Source organism: Panacagrimonas perspica, from assembly GCF_004364935.1.
Classification (GTDB): domain Bacteria; phylum Pseudomonadota; class Gammaproteobacteria; order Nevskiales; family Nevskiaceae; genus Panacagrimonas; species Panacagrimonas perspica.
The window spans coordinates 269,406-286,206 of the sequence record NZ_SOBT01000008.1 but is presented as its reverse complement, the minus strand read 5'-3'; the positions used below and the strand labels follow the sequence as shown (position 1 = coordinate 286,206).

General features: G+C 66.1%; 17 protein-coding genes. 5 read left to right on the top strand and 12 right to left on the bottom strand.

Going from position 1 to position 16,801, the window contains the following annotated elements; translation table 11 throughout:
• Positions 1–50 precede the first annotated feature (50 nt).
• A complete protein-coding gene (locus DFR24_RS01385; protein WP_133879564.1) occupies positions 51–1,061 on the top strand; it encodes an AraC family transcriptional regulator in 1,011 nt (336 codons plus the stop codon).
• Positions 1,062–1,168: 107 nt separating this feature from the next.
• Here DFR24_RS01385 and DFR24_RS01380 read toward each other — a convergent pair whose 3' ends face one another.
• From DFR24_RS01380 to icd, 11 genes are all read right to left on the bottom strand, one after another.
• Entirely contained in the window at positions 1,169–1,747 is a 579-nt protein-coding gene (locus DFR24_RS01380; RefSeq protein ID WP_133879563.1) for an SHOCT domain-containing protein, read from the bottom strand.
• A gap of 106 nt (positions 1,748–1,853) precedes the next feature.
• Positions 1,854–3,230, bottom strand: coding sequence for a DUF1329 domain-containing protein (locus DFR24_RS01375; protein ID WP_246051470.1), 1,377 nt, complete (start codon positions 3,228–3,230; stop codon positions 1,854–1,856).
• Between the two features lie 124 nt (positions 3,231–3,354).
• Positions 3,355–3,840: a DUF2505 domain-containing protein gene (locus tag DFR24_RS01370; protein WP_162850961.1), complete on the bottom strand. Its 486-nt coding sequence runs from the start codon at positions 3,838–3,840 to the stop codon at positions 3,355–3,357.
• 76 nt (positions 3,841–3,916) lie between these two features.
• Complete coding sequence (locus tag DFR24_RS01365) at positions 3,917–5,335, bottom strand: amidohydrolase family protein (protein WP_133879561.1); 1,419 nt, start codon at positions 5,333–5,335, stop codon at positions 3,917–3,919.
• The gene (locus DFR24_RS01360; protein WP_133879560.1) at positions 5,329–6,558 is read right to left on the bottom strand and encodes a CoA transferase; all 1,230 of its coding nucleotides are present in this window, start codon (positions 6,556–6,558) and stop codon (positions 5,329–5,331) included. Before DFR24_RS01360 ends, DFR24_RS01365 begins: the two co-directional genes overlap by 7 nt.
• A 110-nt stretch (positions 6,559–6,668) precedes the next feature.
• Positions 6,669–7,121, bottom strand: a complete 453-nt coding sequence (locus tag DFR24_RS01355) for an SRPBCC domain-containing protein (protein WP_133879559.1) — start codon at positions 7,119–7,121, stop codon at positions 6,669–6,671.
• Positions 7,122–7,131: 10 nt separating this feature from the next.
• Positions 7,132–8,352, bottom strand: a complete 1,221-nt coding sequence (locus DFR24_RS01350; protein WP_133879558.1) for a sensor histidine kinase — start codon at positions 8,350–8,352, stop codon at positions 7,132–7,134.
• Positions 8,353–8,378: 26 nt separating this feature from the next.
• Positions 8,379–9,461 (bottom strand): EAL domain-containing response regulator, encoded by a 1,083-nt coding sequence (locus tag DFR24_RS01345; RefSeq protein ID WP_133879557.1) that lies wholly within the window; start codon positions 9,459–9,461, stop codon positions 8,379–8,381.
• Positions 9,462–9,475: 14 nt separating this feature from the next.
• The gene (locus tag DFR24_RS01340; RefSeq protein ID WP_246051469.1) at positions 9,476–9,892 is read right to left on the bottom strand and encodes a response regulator; all 417 of its coding nucleotides are present in this window, start codon (positions 9,890–9,892) and stop codon (positions 9,476–9,478) included.
• Between the two features lie 146 nt (positions 9,893–10,038).
• Positions 10,039–10,809 (bottom strand): competence/damage-inducible protein A, encoded by a 771-nt coding sequence (locus tag DFR24_RS01335; RefSeq protein WP_133879555.1) that lies wholly within the window; start codon positions 10,807–10,809, stop codon positions 10,039–10,041.
• A 355-nt stretch (positions 10,810–11,164) separates the two neighbouring features.
• Positions 11,165–12,928, bottom strand: a complete 1,764-nt coding sequence (icd, locus tag DFR24_RS01330; protein ID WP_133879554.1) for an isocitrate dehydrogenase (NADP(+)) — start codon at positions 12,926–12,928, stop codon at positions 11,165–11,167.
• Positions 12,929–13,145: 217 nt separating this feature from the next.
• Between icd and DFR24_RS01325 the strand changes: the two genes are divergently transcribed.
• The gene (locus tag DFR24_RS01325) at positions 13,146–13,694 is read left to right on the top strand and encodes a DJ-1 family glyoxalase III (RefSeq protein WP_133879553.1); all 549 of its coding nucleotides are present in this window, start codon (positions 13,146–13,148) and stop codon (positions 13,692–13,694) included.
• Positions 13,695–13,758: 64 nt separating this feature from the next.
• Here the strand turns inward: DFR24_RS01325 and grxD are convergent, their stop codons facing one another.
• Positions 13,759–14,088, bottom strand: a complete 330-nt coding sequence (gene grxD / locus DFR24_RS01320) for a Grx4 family monothiol glutaredoxin (protein WP_133879552.1) — start codon at positions 14,086–14,088, stop codon at positions 13,759–13,761.
• Positions 14,089–14,378: 290 nt separating this feature from the next.
• Between grxD and DFR24_RS01315 the strand changes: the two genes are divergently transcribed.
• From DFR24_RS01315 to DFR24_RS01305, 3 genes are all read left to right on the top strand, one after another.
• Positions 14,379–14,882 (top strand): urate hydroxylase PuuD, encoded by a 504-nt coding sequence (locus tag DFR24_RS01315; protein ID WP_133881412.1) that lies wholly within the window; start codon positions 14,379–14,381, stop codon positions 14,880–14,882.
• Between the two features lie 72 nt (positions 14,883–14,954).
• Positions 14,955–15,848 (top strand): ornithine carbamoyltransferase, encoded by an 894-nt coding sequence (gene argF, locus DFR24_RS01310; RefSeq protein ID WP_133879551.1) that lies wholly within the window; start codon positions 14,955–14,957, stop codon positions 15,846–15,848.
• Between the two features lie 110 nt (positions 15,849–15,958).
• On the top strand, positions 15,959–16,771 hold the full coding sequence (locus DFR24_RS01305) for a LuxR family transcriptional regulator (protein ID WP_133879550.1): 813 nt from the start codon (positions 15,959–15,961) through the stop codon (positions 16,769–16,771).
• Positions 16,772–16,801 lie beyond the last annotated feature (30 nt).

Sequence of the window (16,801 nt, the reverse complement as noted above, 5' to 3'; positions counted from 1 at the left end):
GATGCCATCTTTTTGACATTAGATGCAAGCCTTCGAATCGCCCTTCCTCGATGCCCGGCAATTTCGTCCGCAGCGCGCTGCTCAGTGGCGCCGATGACCTGATCCGGGAACTCGGCGGGAAACCGCTGGCCATCGCACGCCGGGCCAACGTGTCGGCCGAGGCGCTCAAGGATCCGGACATTCCGCTGCCCGGCCGTGCCGCCTACGCGTTCCTCGAATGCGCGGCGGAGATGTGCGATTGCCCGAGCTTCGGCCTGCGCCTGGGCAGCCGGGCGCAGATGGCGGTCGTCATCGGACCGCTCTGGGTGCTGCTGCGCAGCGCACGCACGCTGGAGCAGATGTTCGAAGACCTCGCCTCGAACTTCGACGTCTATACCAGCGTCGCGTCGATGGCCATCGAGAAGCGCCGCGACGGCATGATCGTGTCGTGGTCCTCGACGCTCGGGCAGACCGACAGCGAGGTGCAGATGGCGGAGCTGGCGCTCGCGGTCTGCGTGCAGGAAGTCCGCCGCCAGACCGTCTCGCGCTGGCAGCCGCGCAGCGTGGAATTCCGCCACGCGCCGCCGGAGAACCCGGCCGAGCACCGCACGCTGTTCGGTCCCAACGTCGGCTTCAACCGCGATCGCAACGCGATGTTCGTGGAGCAGGAGCTGCTCGATCGCCCGCTGTCGACCGGTGCGGCACGCACGCACGCGCTGGTGGGCGCGCTGCTGCGCCGCGAGGAAGACGCGATGAGCGCCAGCATCGCGGCGCGCGTGGAGAGCGTGGTGCGCGCCGTGCTGCCGTTCGCGCCGTGCACGCTGCGCGATGTCGCCGCCTCGCTCGGCATGCCGGTGCGCACCCTGCAGCACCGGCTGGACGCCAACCGCCAGCGCTTCAAGGACATCAAGGATCGCGTGCGGGCGGACCTTGCGATGAAATACCTGCGCCACTCCCAGCTCGGCCTGAGCGAGATCGCGGAAATCCTGGGCTACTCGGAACTCAGCGCGTTCAGCCGCTCGTTCCGGCGCTGGCACGGCTGTGCGGCGCGCTCGGTGCGCAGCGAGGCGCGGGGCGCCTGACTCGTAGCCCGGACGTTGAATTTCGCGAAGCGAAAGAGCGGGGATTCCCTCGTATACCGAGCGCAACCCCGGACTTCGTCCGGGCTACGGGAGCACGGCTCTGCGGACTACAGCTCGGTGAGCAGGCGCTGACGATGCGCCTGATATTCGTCCTCGGTGATCTGCCCGTTCTTGCGCAGCGCCTCGAGCTCCTGGAGCCTCGCCGAGACGTCAGGCTTGCCCGAAGATCCCTCCGGCGCGGCCGCCGTCCAGTCGATGATCAGCTGCTGGTGATCGGCGCGGTCGACGTAGACCACGAGCTCGTTGCCCGGCGTGACCGCCTGCCCCAGGGGCACGACGTCGACCCGCGAGATCTCGTACGGCGGATCGCCTGGAACGCGAACCTGCAACCGCATCCGCACCTGCGCCCGCTTGTTGATCCGGACGTTGGTGCTCTCGACCTGCAGCACGCGCGCCGTGCCGGCCAGTCCCTGTTCACGCATCAGCTGCCAGGCTGCGTTCTGCGTCTGCACCTGGTACATCCAGAAGATGCCGATGCCAGCCGGCACAGCCGCGCCCAGGAACATGAACAGACCCATGCGCGATGTCGGGTTGAAGATCCAGGCCAGCAGACCCATCGCGATCGCGAAGATCACGATCCAGCCCGGTGCGCCCAGCTTGCTCAGGAAGGATTCGGACGTGTTCATCTTCCGAGGCTAAGCGACGCCGACACACCGGCGCCACCTCTTCAGCCGACTTCGAGCGGCCGAAGAACCCGGCGCGCTCGAATCCGGCCTGGCGTGCGCTCTCCGATCAGCGCCCGCCGCGCGCCGCCGCTTCCGGGCTGAACATCGCGGGCGTCATCGGAATGTTCAGGCGCCACCAGGCGTCCGGTCCGCGCTCGTTGACCATGTACCCGATTTCGTACGCGTTGGCCGTGAGGTCGTGATAGATCGAGGCGCCGCGATGAAAGGCCTTGGCTTCCTGCGAATAGAAGTAGGCGACGAATGCGGTGCGCCAGAGCTGATCGCGGCCGTCGTAGTTGTCGGCCCACATCGCGATCCAGGTGTCCTCGTCCGCATACAAGGTGCGCTTCTTGTAGCTGTGGCGGACGCCGTCCTTGAGATTGCCTTCCACCACCCACATCCGGTGCAGCTCGTAGCGCACCAGTTCGGGATTCACCGTGTTGGGCTTGATGATGTCTTCCTTGTACTTCAGCGCCGGGTCCTGCAACTTGAAATTGTGGTACGGCACGTAGATTTCCTTCTTGCCGACCAGCTTCCAGGTGTAACGCTCGGGCGAGCCGTTGAAGACGTAGTCGTCGTCGACGAAGCGCAGGCCCGCTGGCGGCACCGGGTAGTCGAAACCCACTTCCGGCGCCTGGCGCACGCGGCGGATGCCCGGCTGGTACTGCCACGACGACGTGCTGTCCTTCGTGAAGTCGTTGGGCTGGAAGCCCACCGCGACGAAACCCTTGTCGCGTTCGGGCAGCAGATACCCGGTGTAGAAGTACGCGTTGATCTTTTCCTCGAACGAGCCGCGCTTGTTCGGGTCCAGGCCCGGGTTGAGGGTCATGAACTTGTTGCGGCCCCAGGCCACGCTGCCGTTGGCGTAGACGTCGGCGATGTCGCAGACCGCGGACTCGGTCGACGTGCGATGCGGATTGATGATGTTCCAGATCGCCTCGCCGCCGTTGGCGGGAAACGGGAACGGATGCGCACCGGTCGTGCCCGTGATGCCCAGGCCATTGGGCTTCACTTCCGCGGTCGTCGCGTTCTTCTTCACGGTGTCGCAGACCCAGTCCTCCGCTTTGAAGTCGCGATGACTCGGGTAGACGTTCATCCAGTACGTCTGCGGATACTTCTTCAGCAGCGCCTTCTGGCCCTCGGTGAGGAACTGCGCGTGCTCCGCCATGTTCGCGGCGGTGATCTTCAGCGTGGGCTTTTCGTTGGCGTAAGGCCCCGGCTCGTAACCGAAAGGCTTGCTCTGCCCGGGCCAGGTGCCCTGGAATTTTCCGGTGTATTCGGCCACGCCCGACGCCGAGCCGGCCTTCTCCGCTCCCATGCACGTGAATTTCGGCCCGTCGAGCTCCTTGGCTTTCTCGGCCGTGACCTTTCCCTGCACCGGCATCGCGGCCAGTGCGAGACCCATGGCGAAAAGGCCGGACGGGATGGCGACTCTGAGCTTCATGAATCCTCCTCGAAACGCACCGCAATGATGTCGATGTGGCGGGCTCGCACCCACTCTATGTGAGCGAATCCTAGCCCTCGCACGCAGGAGGGCTTCGTCCGAAATGAGTACCGGTGCGGTTTTGCTATCCGCGGTACTGCGGAATCAGGCTGGCGGTCACGCGGGTTTCGTCCACCATCTTGGATTCCAGATCCGAGCAGATGAAGCGCTCCAGCGGGCCACCGATCAGCGGAATCCTGGCGCGCACATCCCATACATACGTGACGACGCATTCGGCTCCGATGTCCGCCATCGAGACTTCGCAGCTCATGTCCACCGGGATACCGGGATCGATGCTCACCTTTCCCTTGCGTGTCTTCAGATTCCAGCGCTCCTCGGAGGTGGCGGAGGTTTCGGCGGGCACCACCTTCTTGACCAGCGCGGGCGCATCGAGCGGCACCTTTCGTTCGATCTTGATCCGGAACTCGTCGCCCTTGGCCTGCTGATCCAGCACCTTGTAAGACTTCAGTCCAAGGCCCTGCAGCTTCGCGGTGTGGAAGGCGGGATCGGCAAACATGCGCATGACCACTTCCGACGACACCGGGTAACGCGATCGGATCTCGTGCTTCATCGGGCTTGCTCCAAAGGCCGGTGCATCCCCGGCTTTCAGCATGCTGGCACCGCCTGCGAGCGCGCGCCTACCTCTTTCAGAGGAACCCGTCTTCGCTCCAGGCCACGCTGCCGCGGATCAGCGTCATGCGCGACGCGACCTCGTGCAGCGCCTTGCGCGCCTCGACCCAGGGGCGATCGAGCAGGCACAGATCGGCCCATGCGCCGGCTTCGACCTTTCGCGGCGATGCACCCGGATCATCGAGCGGCGCCATGAACAGGTCCAATGCCTGCTCCGGCGTCAGCGATTCGCCTGGCGTCATCGGCTCGCCTGCGCGCGTGCGGCGCGCGACTGCCGACGACATCGCCTTCCAGGGATCCGGATCGCCGTAAGGCGCATCGGATCCCGCGGCGAGCGGCACCCGGGAACCGAGGAAGCTGCGCAGGCGATACAGGTGCGCGTGTTCGACGGCGTCGACGTCGCGCAGATACGCATCGCCGCGCTCGAACACGAACTGCGGCTGCGTGACGACGCGCAGACGCAAGCGAAGCAGTTCGTCGATCAGCTCCGGTGCCACCAGGCCTGCATGCTCGATGCGATCACGTCCGCTGGTTCCCGCTTCGGTGAGCACCGCGAGTGCGAACACGAGTTCGCCGCGCGTCACGCAGTGGAAGGCCGCGCAGCGCCCGGCCGCATGGCTGCGGCGGATCGCTTCGCAGGTCGCCTGAAAATCGGGCAGATCGTGATCGTGCAGATGGAATTTGTGCGCAGCGCGGATGACCCGTCCGTCGAGCGCTTCGGGTTCCGCGATATCGAGCGAGGCATCGCCCATCACGGCGAGCTGCTGCATCAGCTCTCCGCTGGCCATGCTGGCCGCCATCGCCGCGAGCACGGCGAGATCGTTTGCGTGGCCGGTATCGGTGACGCCGGTGATGCCCAGACGCGCGAGCCTGCGCGACAAGGCATCCAGTGGCGGCCGCTGTCCGCCGATGCGCGATCGCAGCCAGGCATCGGCATCGTACAGACACCCCGTCAGATCGCCGTCGATGCGCTCCAGCGGATCCGCGCCATCCTCACGAACACCCAGACGTTCCAGCCCGCGCGAGTTGAAGATCCACAGACGGCCGCTGCGATGCTGGACGCGCAACGGATGCCGCGGCGCCCAGATGTCGAGGATCGCGCGATCGAGCGGGCCGGCCACGGATTCGTGATAGCCGGTGCCCCGGATCCACTGCCCATCTCCTGCACGATCGGCGTCCGCGATGACGCTTCTCAACTGATCGCCGTCGTTGATGGCGGGAGGTCCGCAATCGAGAGATTGCATCGCAGCGGCAGTCGCGTACAGATGAAGATGATGGTCGTGCAGCCCGGGAACGAGCGCGTGGCCACGCGCGTCGACGACGATCTCGTCCGCGCGGGGCTGCAGACGAGCATCGAGTGCGACGATGCGCGCGCCGTCGATGCGCAGATCCACGCGCCGCCGGCCACATCCGATCTCGGCGTCGCGGATCAGCACGTGCCCGTGAGTTCCCGCAGCACGGCGACGGTGTCCGCACCGAGATCGGGTGCGCATCCGGACGGGGTTCTCGCAGAAGGCGGCTCGACGATCGCGCCGGATTCCCGTAGCAGCGCGATCCCTCCCCGATGCAGTTCGCGCCAATCCATATCCGACCCGGCCGGTGCCGATCGCTCGACGATCGATCGCACGACGTCACTGAGCGCGATCGACACCAGCCGGCTGCCGCCGCTGCGCCAGCTGCACCAAGCGACCGCCGCCGCGTGCAGCCCTGCGAGCGGATCGGCGATCGCGTCGCCGACGAACATCGCGTCGCCGGTGATCTGCCGCATCACGCGCGAGAGTCCCGCGTCGACTCCGGCATCGTCGCCATAAGCGATCCACTGCTCCTGCGGCTCGCCGCGGCCATGTCCGGTGAGACTGATCCAGGTGAGGTCCGGAGATTCGAGAACGATTTTTCCGGCGTCGATCCCGAGCTGGCGCAAAGCGCGCGGACGCGATGCCTCGACGACGATGTCGGCGTCGCGCAGCAGCGCCAGCAGCTGCGCACGACCTGCGGCGTGGGCAAGATCGAGCGCGACGCTGCGCTTGCCCGCGTTGAGCAGATCGAAGAACGCACGCGGTCCCTGGCGCGCACCATCGGGTCGCGCGAGACCTTCCACCTTGATCACATCGGCGCCGCCGAGCTGCAGCAGGTGCGAACACAGCGGCCCGGCCCACAGCGAAGACAGGTCGATCACGCGCGGTGCTGCACGACGTCGTGATCGTGTCGCCGCATGTTCCGTCGTGACACGAAACCACTGCGCTGCGGTTGCGTGATGCGCATCGACGGCACTCAGCGCCAGCCCGAGCTCGCGGCCGCGCGCGACCAGCGCTTCCACTTCTCGCGACGCGACGGCGTCGCGTACGGCATTCCAGTCGTGCGGCGTGTCGGCTTCGAGCCAGGCCGGCAGCAGTTCCCAGTCCGCGTCGCGTGCAAGGTTCAAGGCGATCGTGCCGTTCGCCGCTTCCAGCAAGCGGCAGGCGCCACCACAGGATTCGGCGCCCGCCCGCGTGAGCGCGCTCGTCGCCGCTCGCTCGCCCAGCAAGCGCGCGCCATCGAGCGATGTGGGAAGAGGATCGAGCGACAGGGCGCCGATCACCGCGAGCGCGCCGTCGGCAGCTGCAGCCAGCGACACCGGGCACAGCTGCGGTTCGCCGTCGCGTGTCCCGGTGAGCCACATGGCGCCGCTTCGAGCCCAGGCGAGTGCAGCCGCGTCATCCGAAACCCGCGGCGCGCGCGTGGGTCGTGCGCCGAGATCGGCCAGCAGCCGCGCGCAGTAGGCCGGGGCGTTCAGGGCCGCTGCGCGGACCGGAGCTGTTCGGCGCGCTGCTGGATGCCCCGCGTCATCGCCGAAAAACCCTGCTCGAGCTTCGATCGCATCAGCGCGCGCACCAGGCCGGACAACCAGCCGTTGAGCTCGAAATGCGTGTGGTAGCGACAGCGCTCGTCGCCCAGAGACTCGATGCGATGGACGCGTGCACTCCACAGGGCGCCGAGCGGCACGGGCTTCATCCGGTAGGAAAAACCGGTGCCCTCGTCGTATGTGGTCATCCACTCCACCTGACGGCTCAACGCCTGGCCCAGGCGGACCTGCATCTCGATCGGATCGCCGGGCCGCAACGTCGAACGGCACTCCGGGACGAAGGTGTTCCATTGCCCATAGGCCGGCAGGTCGGTGATCACCTGCCACACGATTTGCGCGGGAGCGGCGACGTCCACCTCGCGGTCGATGACCAAGCCCATGACCCGCTGCTCAGACCGGCAGCGGCCGCGCCAGCGGCACGACGCCGTCGGTCAGGCGCACCGGCGCCGGCTCTTCGAGCGGCAGGCGAACGTGGATGGTCGTGCCGCTGCCGTCGGACTCGGCCCAGATCTCGCCGCGATGGTGTTGCACGATCTTCCGGCAGATGGCCAAGCCAATGCCCGTGCCCTCGTATTCATCGGCACTGTGCAGCCGGCGGAACACGGCGAAGATGTTTTCGAGCTGGTCGGAGGCGACGCCGATGCCGTTGTCCTTCACGGTCAGATGCACGAACCGCTCTTCGCGCTGGCAGCCGACGTGTACTTCGGGATGGGCATCCGGCTTGTGGAACTTGATCGCGTTGCCTACCAGGTTCTGGAACAGCTGGACCAGCAGCGACTGCACCGCGGGCACGTCAGGCATCGGATCGAACACCACATTGGCACCGCGCGCGGTGATGTCCGGCCTGAGCGTATTGAGCGCCGTGCGCAGCGCCTCGTCGAGCGGCCGGCGTTCGGCACGGGCCTCGGTACGACCCACGCGCGACAACAGCAGCAGATCCTTGATCAAGGCCTGCATCTGGCGCACACCCTGCTCGATGAACTGCAGGAACTCCAGCGCGTCGCCGTCCAGCTTCTGCGTGTAGCGGCGCGACAGCAGCTGCGAGAAGCCCGCGATGTTGCGCAGCGGCGCCTGAAGGTCATGCGAGGTGATGTACGCGAACTGCTCGAGCTCGTGCACCGCGCGGCTCAGATCGGCCAGCGAACGTCGCAGATCTTCTTCGGCGGCTTCGCGCGCGATGACTTCGGCGCGCAGCTTGGCGTTGGCTTCCTCGAGTTCGTCCGGCGTCTTCATCGACAGCAGCTTGGGAACCAGCGGCACGATGGCCAGCGCCGTGGCCAGCGACACCACCGCCGTCAGCGCGCGCACCCAGCCCTGCAGATAGTAGATCGGCTTCCAGATGACGACGATGTCGAGAATATGGCCGGTGCCGCAGAGCACGATGAACGACGCGAACAGCGCGATCGCCCAGTTGAAGCTGATCCGCGCGCGCATGCGACGGATGAAATAGACCAGCACCACCGGGATCATGAAATACGCGAGCGCGATCACGCCGTCGCTGATCACGTGCAGCCAGATCAGATCCGGCTTGCGCATGAAGCAGTAGCCGTGCGGCAGCAGGCTGCCGCCCGTGGGCAAGAGATCAACCGCCTGCAACAGGAAATCGGGCATCTTTTCTCCTCGAGCCGGGATGGGCCCTATCGCTCCAGTCCCCACGCGCCCTTGCGCCAGCGCGCGGGCAACTCTTCGGCCGGTTCGGGCTGGCAGAAACGTGCCCCCTGCATCTGCGTGCAACCGACCATGAACAGGCGCGAGTGCTGCTCGGCGAGCGCCACACCGTCTGCGATCACGTCCAGCCCCAGCGCGCCGCCGAGGGCCAGCGTGGCTCGCACGAACCGCAGTGCAGGCTCCTGCGCGTCGCGGGTGATGGCGTCCACGGCGCGGGCATCGATGACGATGCCGTCGAGCGGGAGCTCGACGAGCCGCTCGAGCAGCGCCGTGGCAGGGCGCCAGCCTTCGAGCCAGATCTGCGTGCCGGTTGCGCGCAAGGTGCGCAGGTTGTCCACCATCGAAGGCTCGATGCCGATTTCGCTGGCCTCGAGCCGCAAGGCGACCTTGGCCGGCTTGACGTCGGCCTGGCCCATTCGGGCGGCGAGCTGGCTGGCCAGTCGCGGCAGCCAGTTCGCCGGAATCGACATCGCCAGGGTCACGTCCTCGAAGCCCGGTCCGTGCCAGCCGCGAAACGCGCCGAGAGCCGTGCTCAGGTTAGAGATCTCGCCCGACAGCCCGACGTGGACACCCCCGAAGCTTCCGCGGCTCAGATCGACCCAGGGCTGGTACGAAAGCACGGAGCCGGCCGCCGCGGCATCGGTGTCCGCGGGCGTCGTCGCTTCGCCCACCTGACTGTGCCGCTTGGCGATTGCCAGCCGCACGAAGGCCAGGAGTTCGTCGCCCAGCCGCTGCCCCTTGATCAGGTAGTCCTGGGCGCCGAGTTCGAACGCCTCTTCGGCGGCACGCTCGTCGGCCAGTCCGGTCAGCACGACGATGGCCACGTTCGGATCCGCCTCGCGGATCCGCGCGACGTTTCGCACTCCCTCGCCATCCGGCAACCCCAGATCGACGAGGACGCAGGAGAAGTGGAAGCGCTTGAGTTCGCGCAACGCGTCGGCCAGCCGGCGGACGGTCTGGATGACCAGGTTTCCGGATGTGGTCTGGTCGCGCAGGCTCTCGACCAGCAATCGCGAATCGGCGGGGCTGTCCTCGAGCAACAGGACGCCCATGGGTGCACCTCGATTCACACCACCCCCGGCGGCAATTGCACAACTTTGAGCCAGAAATCGCGGATCAGCCGCGCCAGCTCGGCGAATTCGCCCCAGTCGGTCGGCTTGGTCACGAAGGCATTGGCGTGCGCGTCGTAGGCGGCCGCAAAGTCGGTTTCGGCGCGCGAGGTCGACAGGATCAGAACCGGAATGCGCTTCAGCCGGGGATCCTGCTTCATCGTGCGCAGCACCTCGAGGCCGTTCTTGCGGGGAATGTTGAGATCGAGCAGCACGATGTCGGGCAGCGGCAGGTCGCCGTGGGGCGGCGTGCCCCGCAGCATCGCCAGGGCCTGTTCGCCGTCGCGCGCCACCAGCAGACGGTGCTCGAATGCCGCTTCCTCGAAGACCTCCTGGGTCAGACGCAGGTCAGCCGGATTGTCCTCGACCAGCATGATGACCGGCTTGGATGCTGCGGCTTGGCTCATGACATCTCCACGGTGCATGCGGGAAGGGATGGTACGCCGCGCTAATTCTTCCTGAACAGCGATTCGGATGGCCGACGCCGGCAAAGCGATGCACGGCGGGGAAACGACCCGGATCAGGAATCGGCAGGGGTACGCAGCAATTCCAGGACCACGCCCGGGCGACGGCAAAGCTGTTCGCGAAAGTGCTCGAACGCCGCCGCGGCCCGCGGCCGTTCCCCCCGCAGCCCGAACTCGATGTGACGCCCCCGCTCGGCGTCGCCGCGGAACGGCAGGCTGGACAGCTTCACGCCCGGGAAACGGGCCAGCACGTCCTCCATCAGGTCCAGCAGGTCGCTCTCGGCAGAGGAGCCCAGCGCACGCAGCCGGAACTCCACGGCCGGGTCGGGATTTCGCAGGTGCGGGTAGCGGGTGTCCAGCACCCACTCGATCATCGGCCAGGCCATGTCCGGAAACCCGGGCACGAAATGGTGATGGTCGACGAAGAAGCCGGCGACGCGGTTGACCGGATTCGGGATCAGGCCGGCGCCTTCCGGGAAATCGGCCATCAGCACGCGCCGCGGATGCGCCTTGTCGCCGTACTCGGCTTCGATCAGGGCCTCGGCCTCGGGGTGCCGCACAAGCGGGCGTTCGAAGGCCAACGCGGCGGCCTGCCGCGTCAGGTCGTCCGGTGTCGCGCCGATACCGCCGCAGGACAGCACCAGGTCGCCGCGTACCCGGGTCTGCCGGATGGCCTCGGCGATGTCGGCCATGTCGTCGCCGATGAAGCGGGCCCAGTCCAGGCTCATGCCGCGAGCGCCGAGCAGCTCGATGACCTTGGGTAGATGCCGGTCCTGACGCTTGCCGGACAGCAGCTCGTCGCCGAGCACGAACAAGCCGATCTTCATGAATTTTCCTGACGCAGAATGCGGATGCGGTGAACGGGGAAAACAACAACCGTGCCCGGGCGAAGCTCCAATGGCACTACCTTAAGGAAACTCTGCGTAGCTGGCGTATCGCCCCGTTCGTCCGCGTGCTGCATCACGGCTTTGGGGCCGTTCCTTACGGCAACGGCCAACGCAAAGGGGCGCAGAGAACAGCAAAGAAAGGCGCAAAGGATCAATGAAAATCCTTTGCGCCTTTCTTTAATCCTTTGCGTCCTTCACGTTGGCCTGTGCAGACCTGAAGGTAGTGCCATTGGGCGAAGCCCGGGGTTCCCTCGAATATGGAGCGCAACCCGGGCTACGAAAGGACGCGCCGGGATCAGTCCCCGAGCGAGCCGAACTTCTCCGCCGCGTTGAAGATGTCGGTCTCGGTGACGATGCCGATGATGCGGCCGCCCTGCTCCACCGTCAGACGGCTGAAGTTGTTTTCCGACAGCAATTTTGCGGCCTCGCGAATGCTGGTCTCGACCGGCACCGACACGATCGGACGGCTGGCCACGTCCTTGACCTTCACATGCGCCGGGTTCTGCCCGCCACGCACGATCTTGGAGACGATGTCGCGGCGCGTCAGGATTCCCCACTCGCCCTTGGCGTTGGCCTCGACGACGACGGAGCTGACACCGTTGTCGGTCATCGTGTGCATCGCGCTTTCGATGGTCTCGTCGTCGGTGGCCGTGATCAGGCTGCGCGTCATCAGGTCGCCGACCGTGTGCGGCACGCGGCCGGACTCGATCATCTCCTCGAGCGGCTGCAACAGGCGCCGGATCTCGCGCTGCTTGCGCTCCTTGGCCAGCTGCTCCTGCTGCGCCTTGCGCTTGGCGTCGAGGTCCACGCCGCCCTTGATGCGCTCGATCAGCGCATCGGCGAACTGCGACGTGCCGACTTCGGTGGCGCCGTCGATCTGGCGCGCGAAGTCGTAGGTCACGATGCCGTCGGAGACGACTTCCGGATAGACGAGCGTGATCAGGTCCGCCGCCTCCTTCCAGCCCATGTACTCGAGCATCATCACGCCGGAGAACAGCAGCGAACCCGGGTTGACCTTGTTCTGGTTGGCGTACTTGGGCGCGGTGCCGTGCGTGGCCTCGAACACCGCCACGTGGTCGGCGATGTTGGCGCCCGGCGCGATGCCCATGCCACCGACTTCGGCGGCAATCGCATCAGAGAGGTAGTCGCCGTTGAGGTTGGTCGTGGCGATGACGTCGAACTCGTCGGGCCGCAGCAGCATCATCTGGAACATGATGTCGGCGATGCGATCCTTGATGACGATCTTGCCTTCCGGCAGCTTGCCCTTGAACTCGCCGTAGAGCTGCTCTTCGGTGATCGTGACCTTGCCGAACTCGTCGCGCGCCACCTCGTAACCCCAGTTGCGGAACGCGCCTTCGGTGAATTTCTGGATGTTGCCCTTGTGCACCAACGTGACGGATTCGCGGCCGTTGTCGACGGCGTACTGGATCGCCTTGCGCACGAGACGCTTGGAGCCGAATTCGGAAATCGGCTTGATGCCGATGCCCGCGCCTTCGAAGAACTTGGCCTTCATCTCCTCGCGCAGGAACTTCGCGATCTTCGCGTTCTCGGGCGTGCCGGTCTTGTATTCGATACCCGCGTAGACGTCCTCGGTGTTCTCGCGGAACAGCACGATGTCGACCTTCTGCGGATGCTTGAGCGGGCTCGGCACGCCGCGGTAGTGACGCACCGGACGCACGCAGGCGTAGAGGTCGAGATCCTGGCGCAGCGCCACGTTGAGACTGCGGAAACCGCCGCCGACCGGCGTCGTCAGCGGGCCCTTGATGGAGACGACGAGTTCCTGCAGAACCTTGAGCGTTTCATCGGGGCAGTAGTTGCCATCGTAGAGACCCGCGGCCTTCTCGCCGAGATAGGTTTCGCACCAGTGGATCTTGCGCTTGCCGCCGTAGGCCTTGTCGACGGCCGCATCCCAGATGCGCAGGCAGGCCTTGGTGATGTCGGGACCGATGCCGTCGCCTTCGACGTAGCCCACGATCGGCTGGTCGGGCACCACCATCTTGCCGTCCTTGATGCTGATCTTCTCGCCAGTCGTGGGAATCTTGATATGACGGTACGACATGGCGTGATTCTCCTGGTGGGGCGCGCCGAGCGCGCTGCAACATCCGTCGAACGAGTTGAATTCTAGCCCGCATTTCCCGCGGTGGGATCGAGTGACGGCCGTCACCGAGGAGGTGCCGCGCGCCGAACCGGATCGACATGCGGGCTCGCCCGCAGCGAGCATCCCCGGCGACGAAGCGCTAGCATCGACCCGACCCCACGGGTGGAGACAGAGAGCCATGAGAATTCTCGTTCCGATCGCCCACGGCTCGGAGAGCCTTGAGACGGTCACACTGGTCAACGTGCTGCGACGTGCCTCGATTCCGGTCACGCTCGCGAGCATCGAAACCGAAACGGTCGTCAACGCCACACGCGACATCCGCCTCGTCGCCGACGCTGCAGTGTCGGACATCCTGCGCGACGACTTCGACGCCATCATTCTTCCCGGCGGCGAGAAAGGCGCCGAGCGACTCGCGCAGCATCGCCCGCTGATCGAGAAACTGTCCGCGCAGCGCGTCGCGCATCGCTGGTACGGCGCGGTGTGCGCAGCGCCAGCGCTGACGCTGTCTCCGCACGGGCTGCTGGACGGGAAACAAGCGACCTGCCATCCGCTGTTCCGCGATCGGCTGCTGCACTACGTCGATCAGCGCGTCGTCCTGGACGGGCATTGCATGACCAGCCAGGGGCCGGGCACGACGATGGAGTTCGCGTTGGCCTGGGTCGAGAAGCTCGCCGGCGATGCGGAGCGCAAGCGCCTCACCGAAGAGATGCTCGTCCATCTGCACTGATATCGATCGCCCAATAAAAACGCCCGCTCGATGAGCGGGCGTTTCAGGTCACGCGTGGATGCGGTCAGGCGGCCTTCTTGGCGCCCACCGCTTCCTTGAGCATCTTCTGCAGCTCGCCGGTCTGGAACAGGTCGAGCGTGATATCGCAGCCACCCAGCAGCTCGCCCTTCACGTAGACCTGCGGGAACGTCGGCCAGTTGGCGAACTTGGGCAGCGCGCGATAGACCTCTTCGTCTTCGAAGATATTGACGTAAGCGTATTCGACACCGCAGGCGTTCAGGGCCTGGATGGTGCGTGACGAGAACCCACACTGCGGGAAGTCAGGCGTTCCCTTCATGTAGATGATGATCGGGTTCTCGGTGACCTGTTTGTTGATGCGCTCGAGAGCATCCATATGCGAGCTCCTGGAAAGTGGCAGGGAACCGACGGGGCGGGATTATAAACGTGCCGCGCTTCGAATCGCGCCCGATTTCGCAAGGAAGCAGTTTTCGTACCGAGCCCCGGTTCCAATTGAATGTCGGATGCCCGTCCTCTATTCTCCCGGCCTTCGCGGCGCACTGGCGCCTTTCACCTAGGGAGTGAAGCGTGAACCCTCTGGACAGCATCAAGGGCACCGTGATCGCAGGCGCGATCATCGCCCTCGCCATCACAGCGGTCGTCAGTTCGTACGCTGGGTTCAACAGCATGGGCCTGCTGCGCTGGGCGCATATCGGCGCCGGTGTGGTGTGGATCGGCCTGCTCTATTACTTCAACTTCGTCCAGGTGCCGGCGCTCGCCGCGGCAGCCGCTGACAAGGGTGGCCCGGGTGGCGCGGCCATCACCAAGTACGTCGCGCCCCGCGCGCTGCTGTGGTTCCGCTGGGGTGCCGTCGTGACCTGGGTGACCGGCGCGGCCTACCTTGCGCACATCGGCTGGTTCCTGGGTGCTTTCAGCTTCGGCCTGCTGGGAACCCCGGCCCCGAACGGCAACGCGATCGGCGTCGGCGCCTGGCTGGGCACGGTCATGCTGTTCAACGTCTGGGTGCTGATCTGGCCCAACCAGAAGAAGATCCTGGGCATCGTGCCGGCCACCGACGAAGAGAAGGCCAAGGCCCGTCGCGTCGCGTTCCTGGCCTCGCGCACGAACACGATGCTGTCGATCCCGATGCTGCTGTTCATGGGCGCCTCGGCGCACGGTCTGCTGTTCTAGACCCGTCGCGGTACCTGCCGTTTTCCGGGCCGCACCCATGGGTGCGGCCCGTTTTCATTTTGAGGCACCCGAATGACCCGCCATTTTCTCCGCCTGACCGACCTGAGTCCCGTCGAAGCGCGGCAGATCGTGCTTCGCGCGAGCGCGCTGAAGAACCTGCGCGACCCCTCGTTCCGCCCTTTCACGGGCAAGACGCTGGCGATGATCTTCACCAAGAGCTCCACGCGCACCCGCGTGAGTTTCGAGGCCGGGATGGCCAAGTTCGGCGGCCATGCGCTGTTCCTGACCACCGCCACGACGCAGCTCGGGCGGGACGAGCCGATCTCGGACACGGCGCGCGTGCTGTCGCGCATGTGCGACGCGATCATGATCCGCAACGACTCGCAGGCGCAGCAGCAGGAGCTCGCCGCGCACTCGCGCGTGCCGGTCGTGAACGGACTGTCCGAACTTCACCACCCCTGCCAGATGCTGGCGGACCTGCAATGCTGGTTCGAGCACCGCGGTGATCCTGCCGGCAAGGTCGCCACGTGGATCGGCGACGGCAACAACGTCTGCCATTCCTGGATCGAGGCGGCCTCGATGTTCGGCTTCACGCTGCGCATCGCCGCGCCCAAGGGCTACGAGCCCGACGCGGAACTCGTGCGCAGCGGCGGCAAGCAGGTCCAGATGGTGTCGTCCCCCGCCGACGCGGCGCGCGGCGCCGACCTGCTGGTGACCGATACCTGGACCAGCATGGGCCAGGAAGCCGAAACGCAACGCCGGCTCGCCGCCTTCGCCGGCTTCCAGGTCGACGAGGCGCTCATGGCGCTGGCGAAACCCGACGCGATCTTCATGCACTGCCTGCCCGCCCACCGCGGCGAAGAAGTGTCCGCGGCCATCATCGACGGGCCGCAATCGGTGGTCTGGGACGAAGCCGAGAACCGCCTGTGGGCGCAGATGGCGCTGCTCGAGTTCCTGATCGCCTAGAGAAGACCTGCGCGGTTCGATCTTGTCTTCCGGTCATCGCGCAGCGAGGGGCGAACGGAACGATGCGGACGCGATTTGCGGCTCGCGGCGCGCTGAACTAGCTTCCCCTCATGCGCGATCTCGACCCATCCACCGCTGACCCGGCCACCCGCGACGCCCACCTCACCGAGGCGCTGACCAATGCCGACGGCGCGCCTGAACTGCACGCTGCGTGCCGGGAACTCACCGCATCCTTCGGTTTCGAGCATTACTTCTACGCGGTGAGGCTGCCGCTGTCGTTCTCCGATCCGTACCACTTCTGCCTGTCGGGCTATCCGCGCGAGTGGCGGCAGCGCTACGACTCGCTGGGTTATCTGCGCATCGATCCGGTAGTGCGGCACATCATGAGTTCATCGCTGCCGCTGATCTGGGACGACATCGACCGCAGCGACGCGACCGTCGAGGTGTTCTTCCAGGAGGCCGCCGACTACGGCCTGGGCCACGGCATCTCGGCGCCGGTATCCGGACGCCATGGCGAGTTGGCGCTGCTGTCCCTGGCGCGCGACATCGCCCGGCCCATCAGCGCCGATCCGGTCGCGCGGCATCGCCTGCGCGGGCGGCTCCACTGGTTCGCCACCGTGCTGCACGAATCGGTGCGCCGCCTGGTCCTCAACCACGAGGGGGCGCCGCGTGTCTCGGCGCCCCTCTCGGAACGCGAGAAGGACTGCCTGCTGTGGGCCGCCGACGGGAAGAACTCCGCCGACATCGGCCGCGCGCTCGGCATCACCGAGCGCACCGTGCTGTTCCACATCGAGAGCGCCGGTCGCAAGCTCGGCGTCAGCGGTCGCCACAGCATCATTTCCCGGGCGGTGACCTTGGGCGAGATCGAGTTGCACCAACATGCCCTGCGCTCGGTCACGACCATTCCGGTGATGCACGAGTAGATCGCACGGCAGGGATCGATTCTTTCTTCA

Coding starts and splice junctions, on each gene's coding strand:
- DFR24_RS01385 (WP_133879564.1), top strand. CDS start 51: ATGCCCGGCAATTTCGTCCGCAGCGCGCTGCTCAGTGGCGCCGATGAC.
- DFR24_RS01380 (WP_133879563.1), bottom strand. CDS start 1,747: ATGAACACGTCCGAATCCTTCCTGAGCAAGCTGGGCGCACCGGGCTGG.
- DFR24_RS01375 (WP_246051470.1), bottom strand. CDS start 3,230: ATGAAGCTCAGAGTCGCCATCCCGTCCGGCCTTTTCGCCATGGGTCTC.
- DFR24_RS01370 (WP_162850961.1), bottom strand. CDS start 3,840: ATGAAGCACGAGATCCGATCGCGTTACCCGGTGTCGTCGGAAGTGGTC.
- DFR24_RS01360 (WP_133879560.1), bottom strand. CDS start 6,558: ATGTGGCTCACCGGGACACGCGACGGCGAACCGCAGCTGTGCCCGGTG.
- DFR24_RS01355 (WP_133879559.1), bottom strand. CDS start 7,121: ATGGGCTTGGTCATCGACCGCGAGGTGGACGTCGCCGCTCCCGCGCAA.
- DFR24_RS01350 (WP_133879558.1), bottom strand. CDS start 8,352: ATGCCCGATTTCCTGTTGCAGGCGGTTGATCTCTTGCCCACGGGCGGC.
- DFR24_RS01345 (WP_133879557.1), bottom strand. CDS start 9,461: ATGGGCGTCCTGTTGCTCGAGGACAGCCCCGCCGATTCGCGATTGCTG.
- DFR24_RS01340 (WP_246051469.1), bottom strand. CDS start 9,892: ATGCTGGTCGAGGACAATCCGGCTGACCTGCGTCTGACCCAGGAGGTC.
- DFR24_RS01335 (WP_133879555.1), bottom strand. CDS start 10,809: ATGAAGATCGGCTTGTTCGTGCTCGGCGACGAGCTGCTGTCCGGCAAG.
- icd (WP_133879554.1), bottom strand. CDS start 12,928: ATGTCGTACCGTCATATCAAGATTCCCACGACTGGCGAGAAGATCAGC.
- DFR24_RS01325 (WP_133879553.1), top strand. CDS start 13,146: ATGAGAATTCTCGTTCCGATCGCCCACGGCTCGGAGAGCCTTGAGACG.
- grxD (WP_133879552.1), bottom strand. CDS start 14,088: ATGGATGCTCTCGAGCGCATCAACAAACAGGTCACCGAGAACCCGATC.
- DFR24_RS01315 (WP_133881412.1), top strand. CDS start 14,379: ATGGGCCTGCTGCGCTGGGCGCATATCGGCGCCGGTGTGGTGTGGATC.
- argF (WP_133879551.1), top strand. CDS start 14,955: ATGACCCGCCATTTTCTCCGCCTGACCGACCTGAGTCCCGTCGAAGCG.
- DFR24_RS01305 (WP_133879550.1), top strand. CDS start 15,959: ATGCGCGATCTCGACCCATCCACCGCTGACCCGGCCACCCGCGACGCC.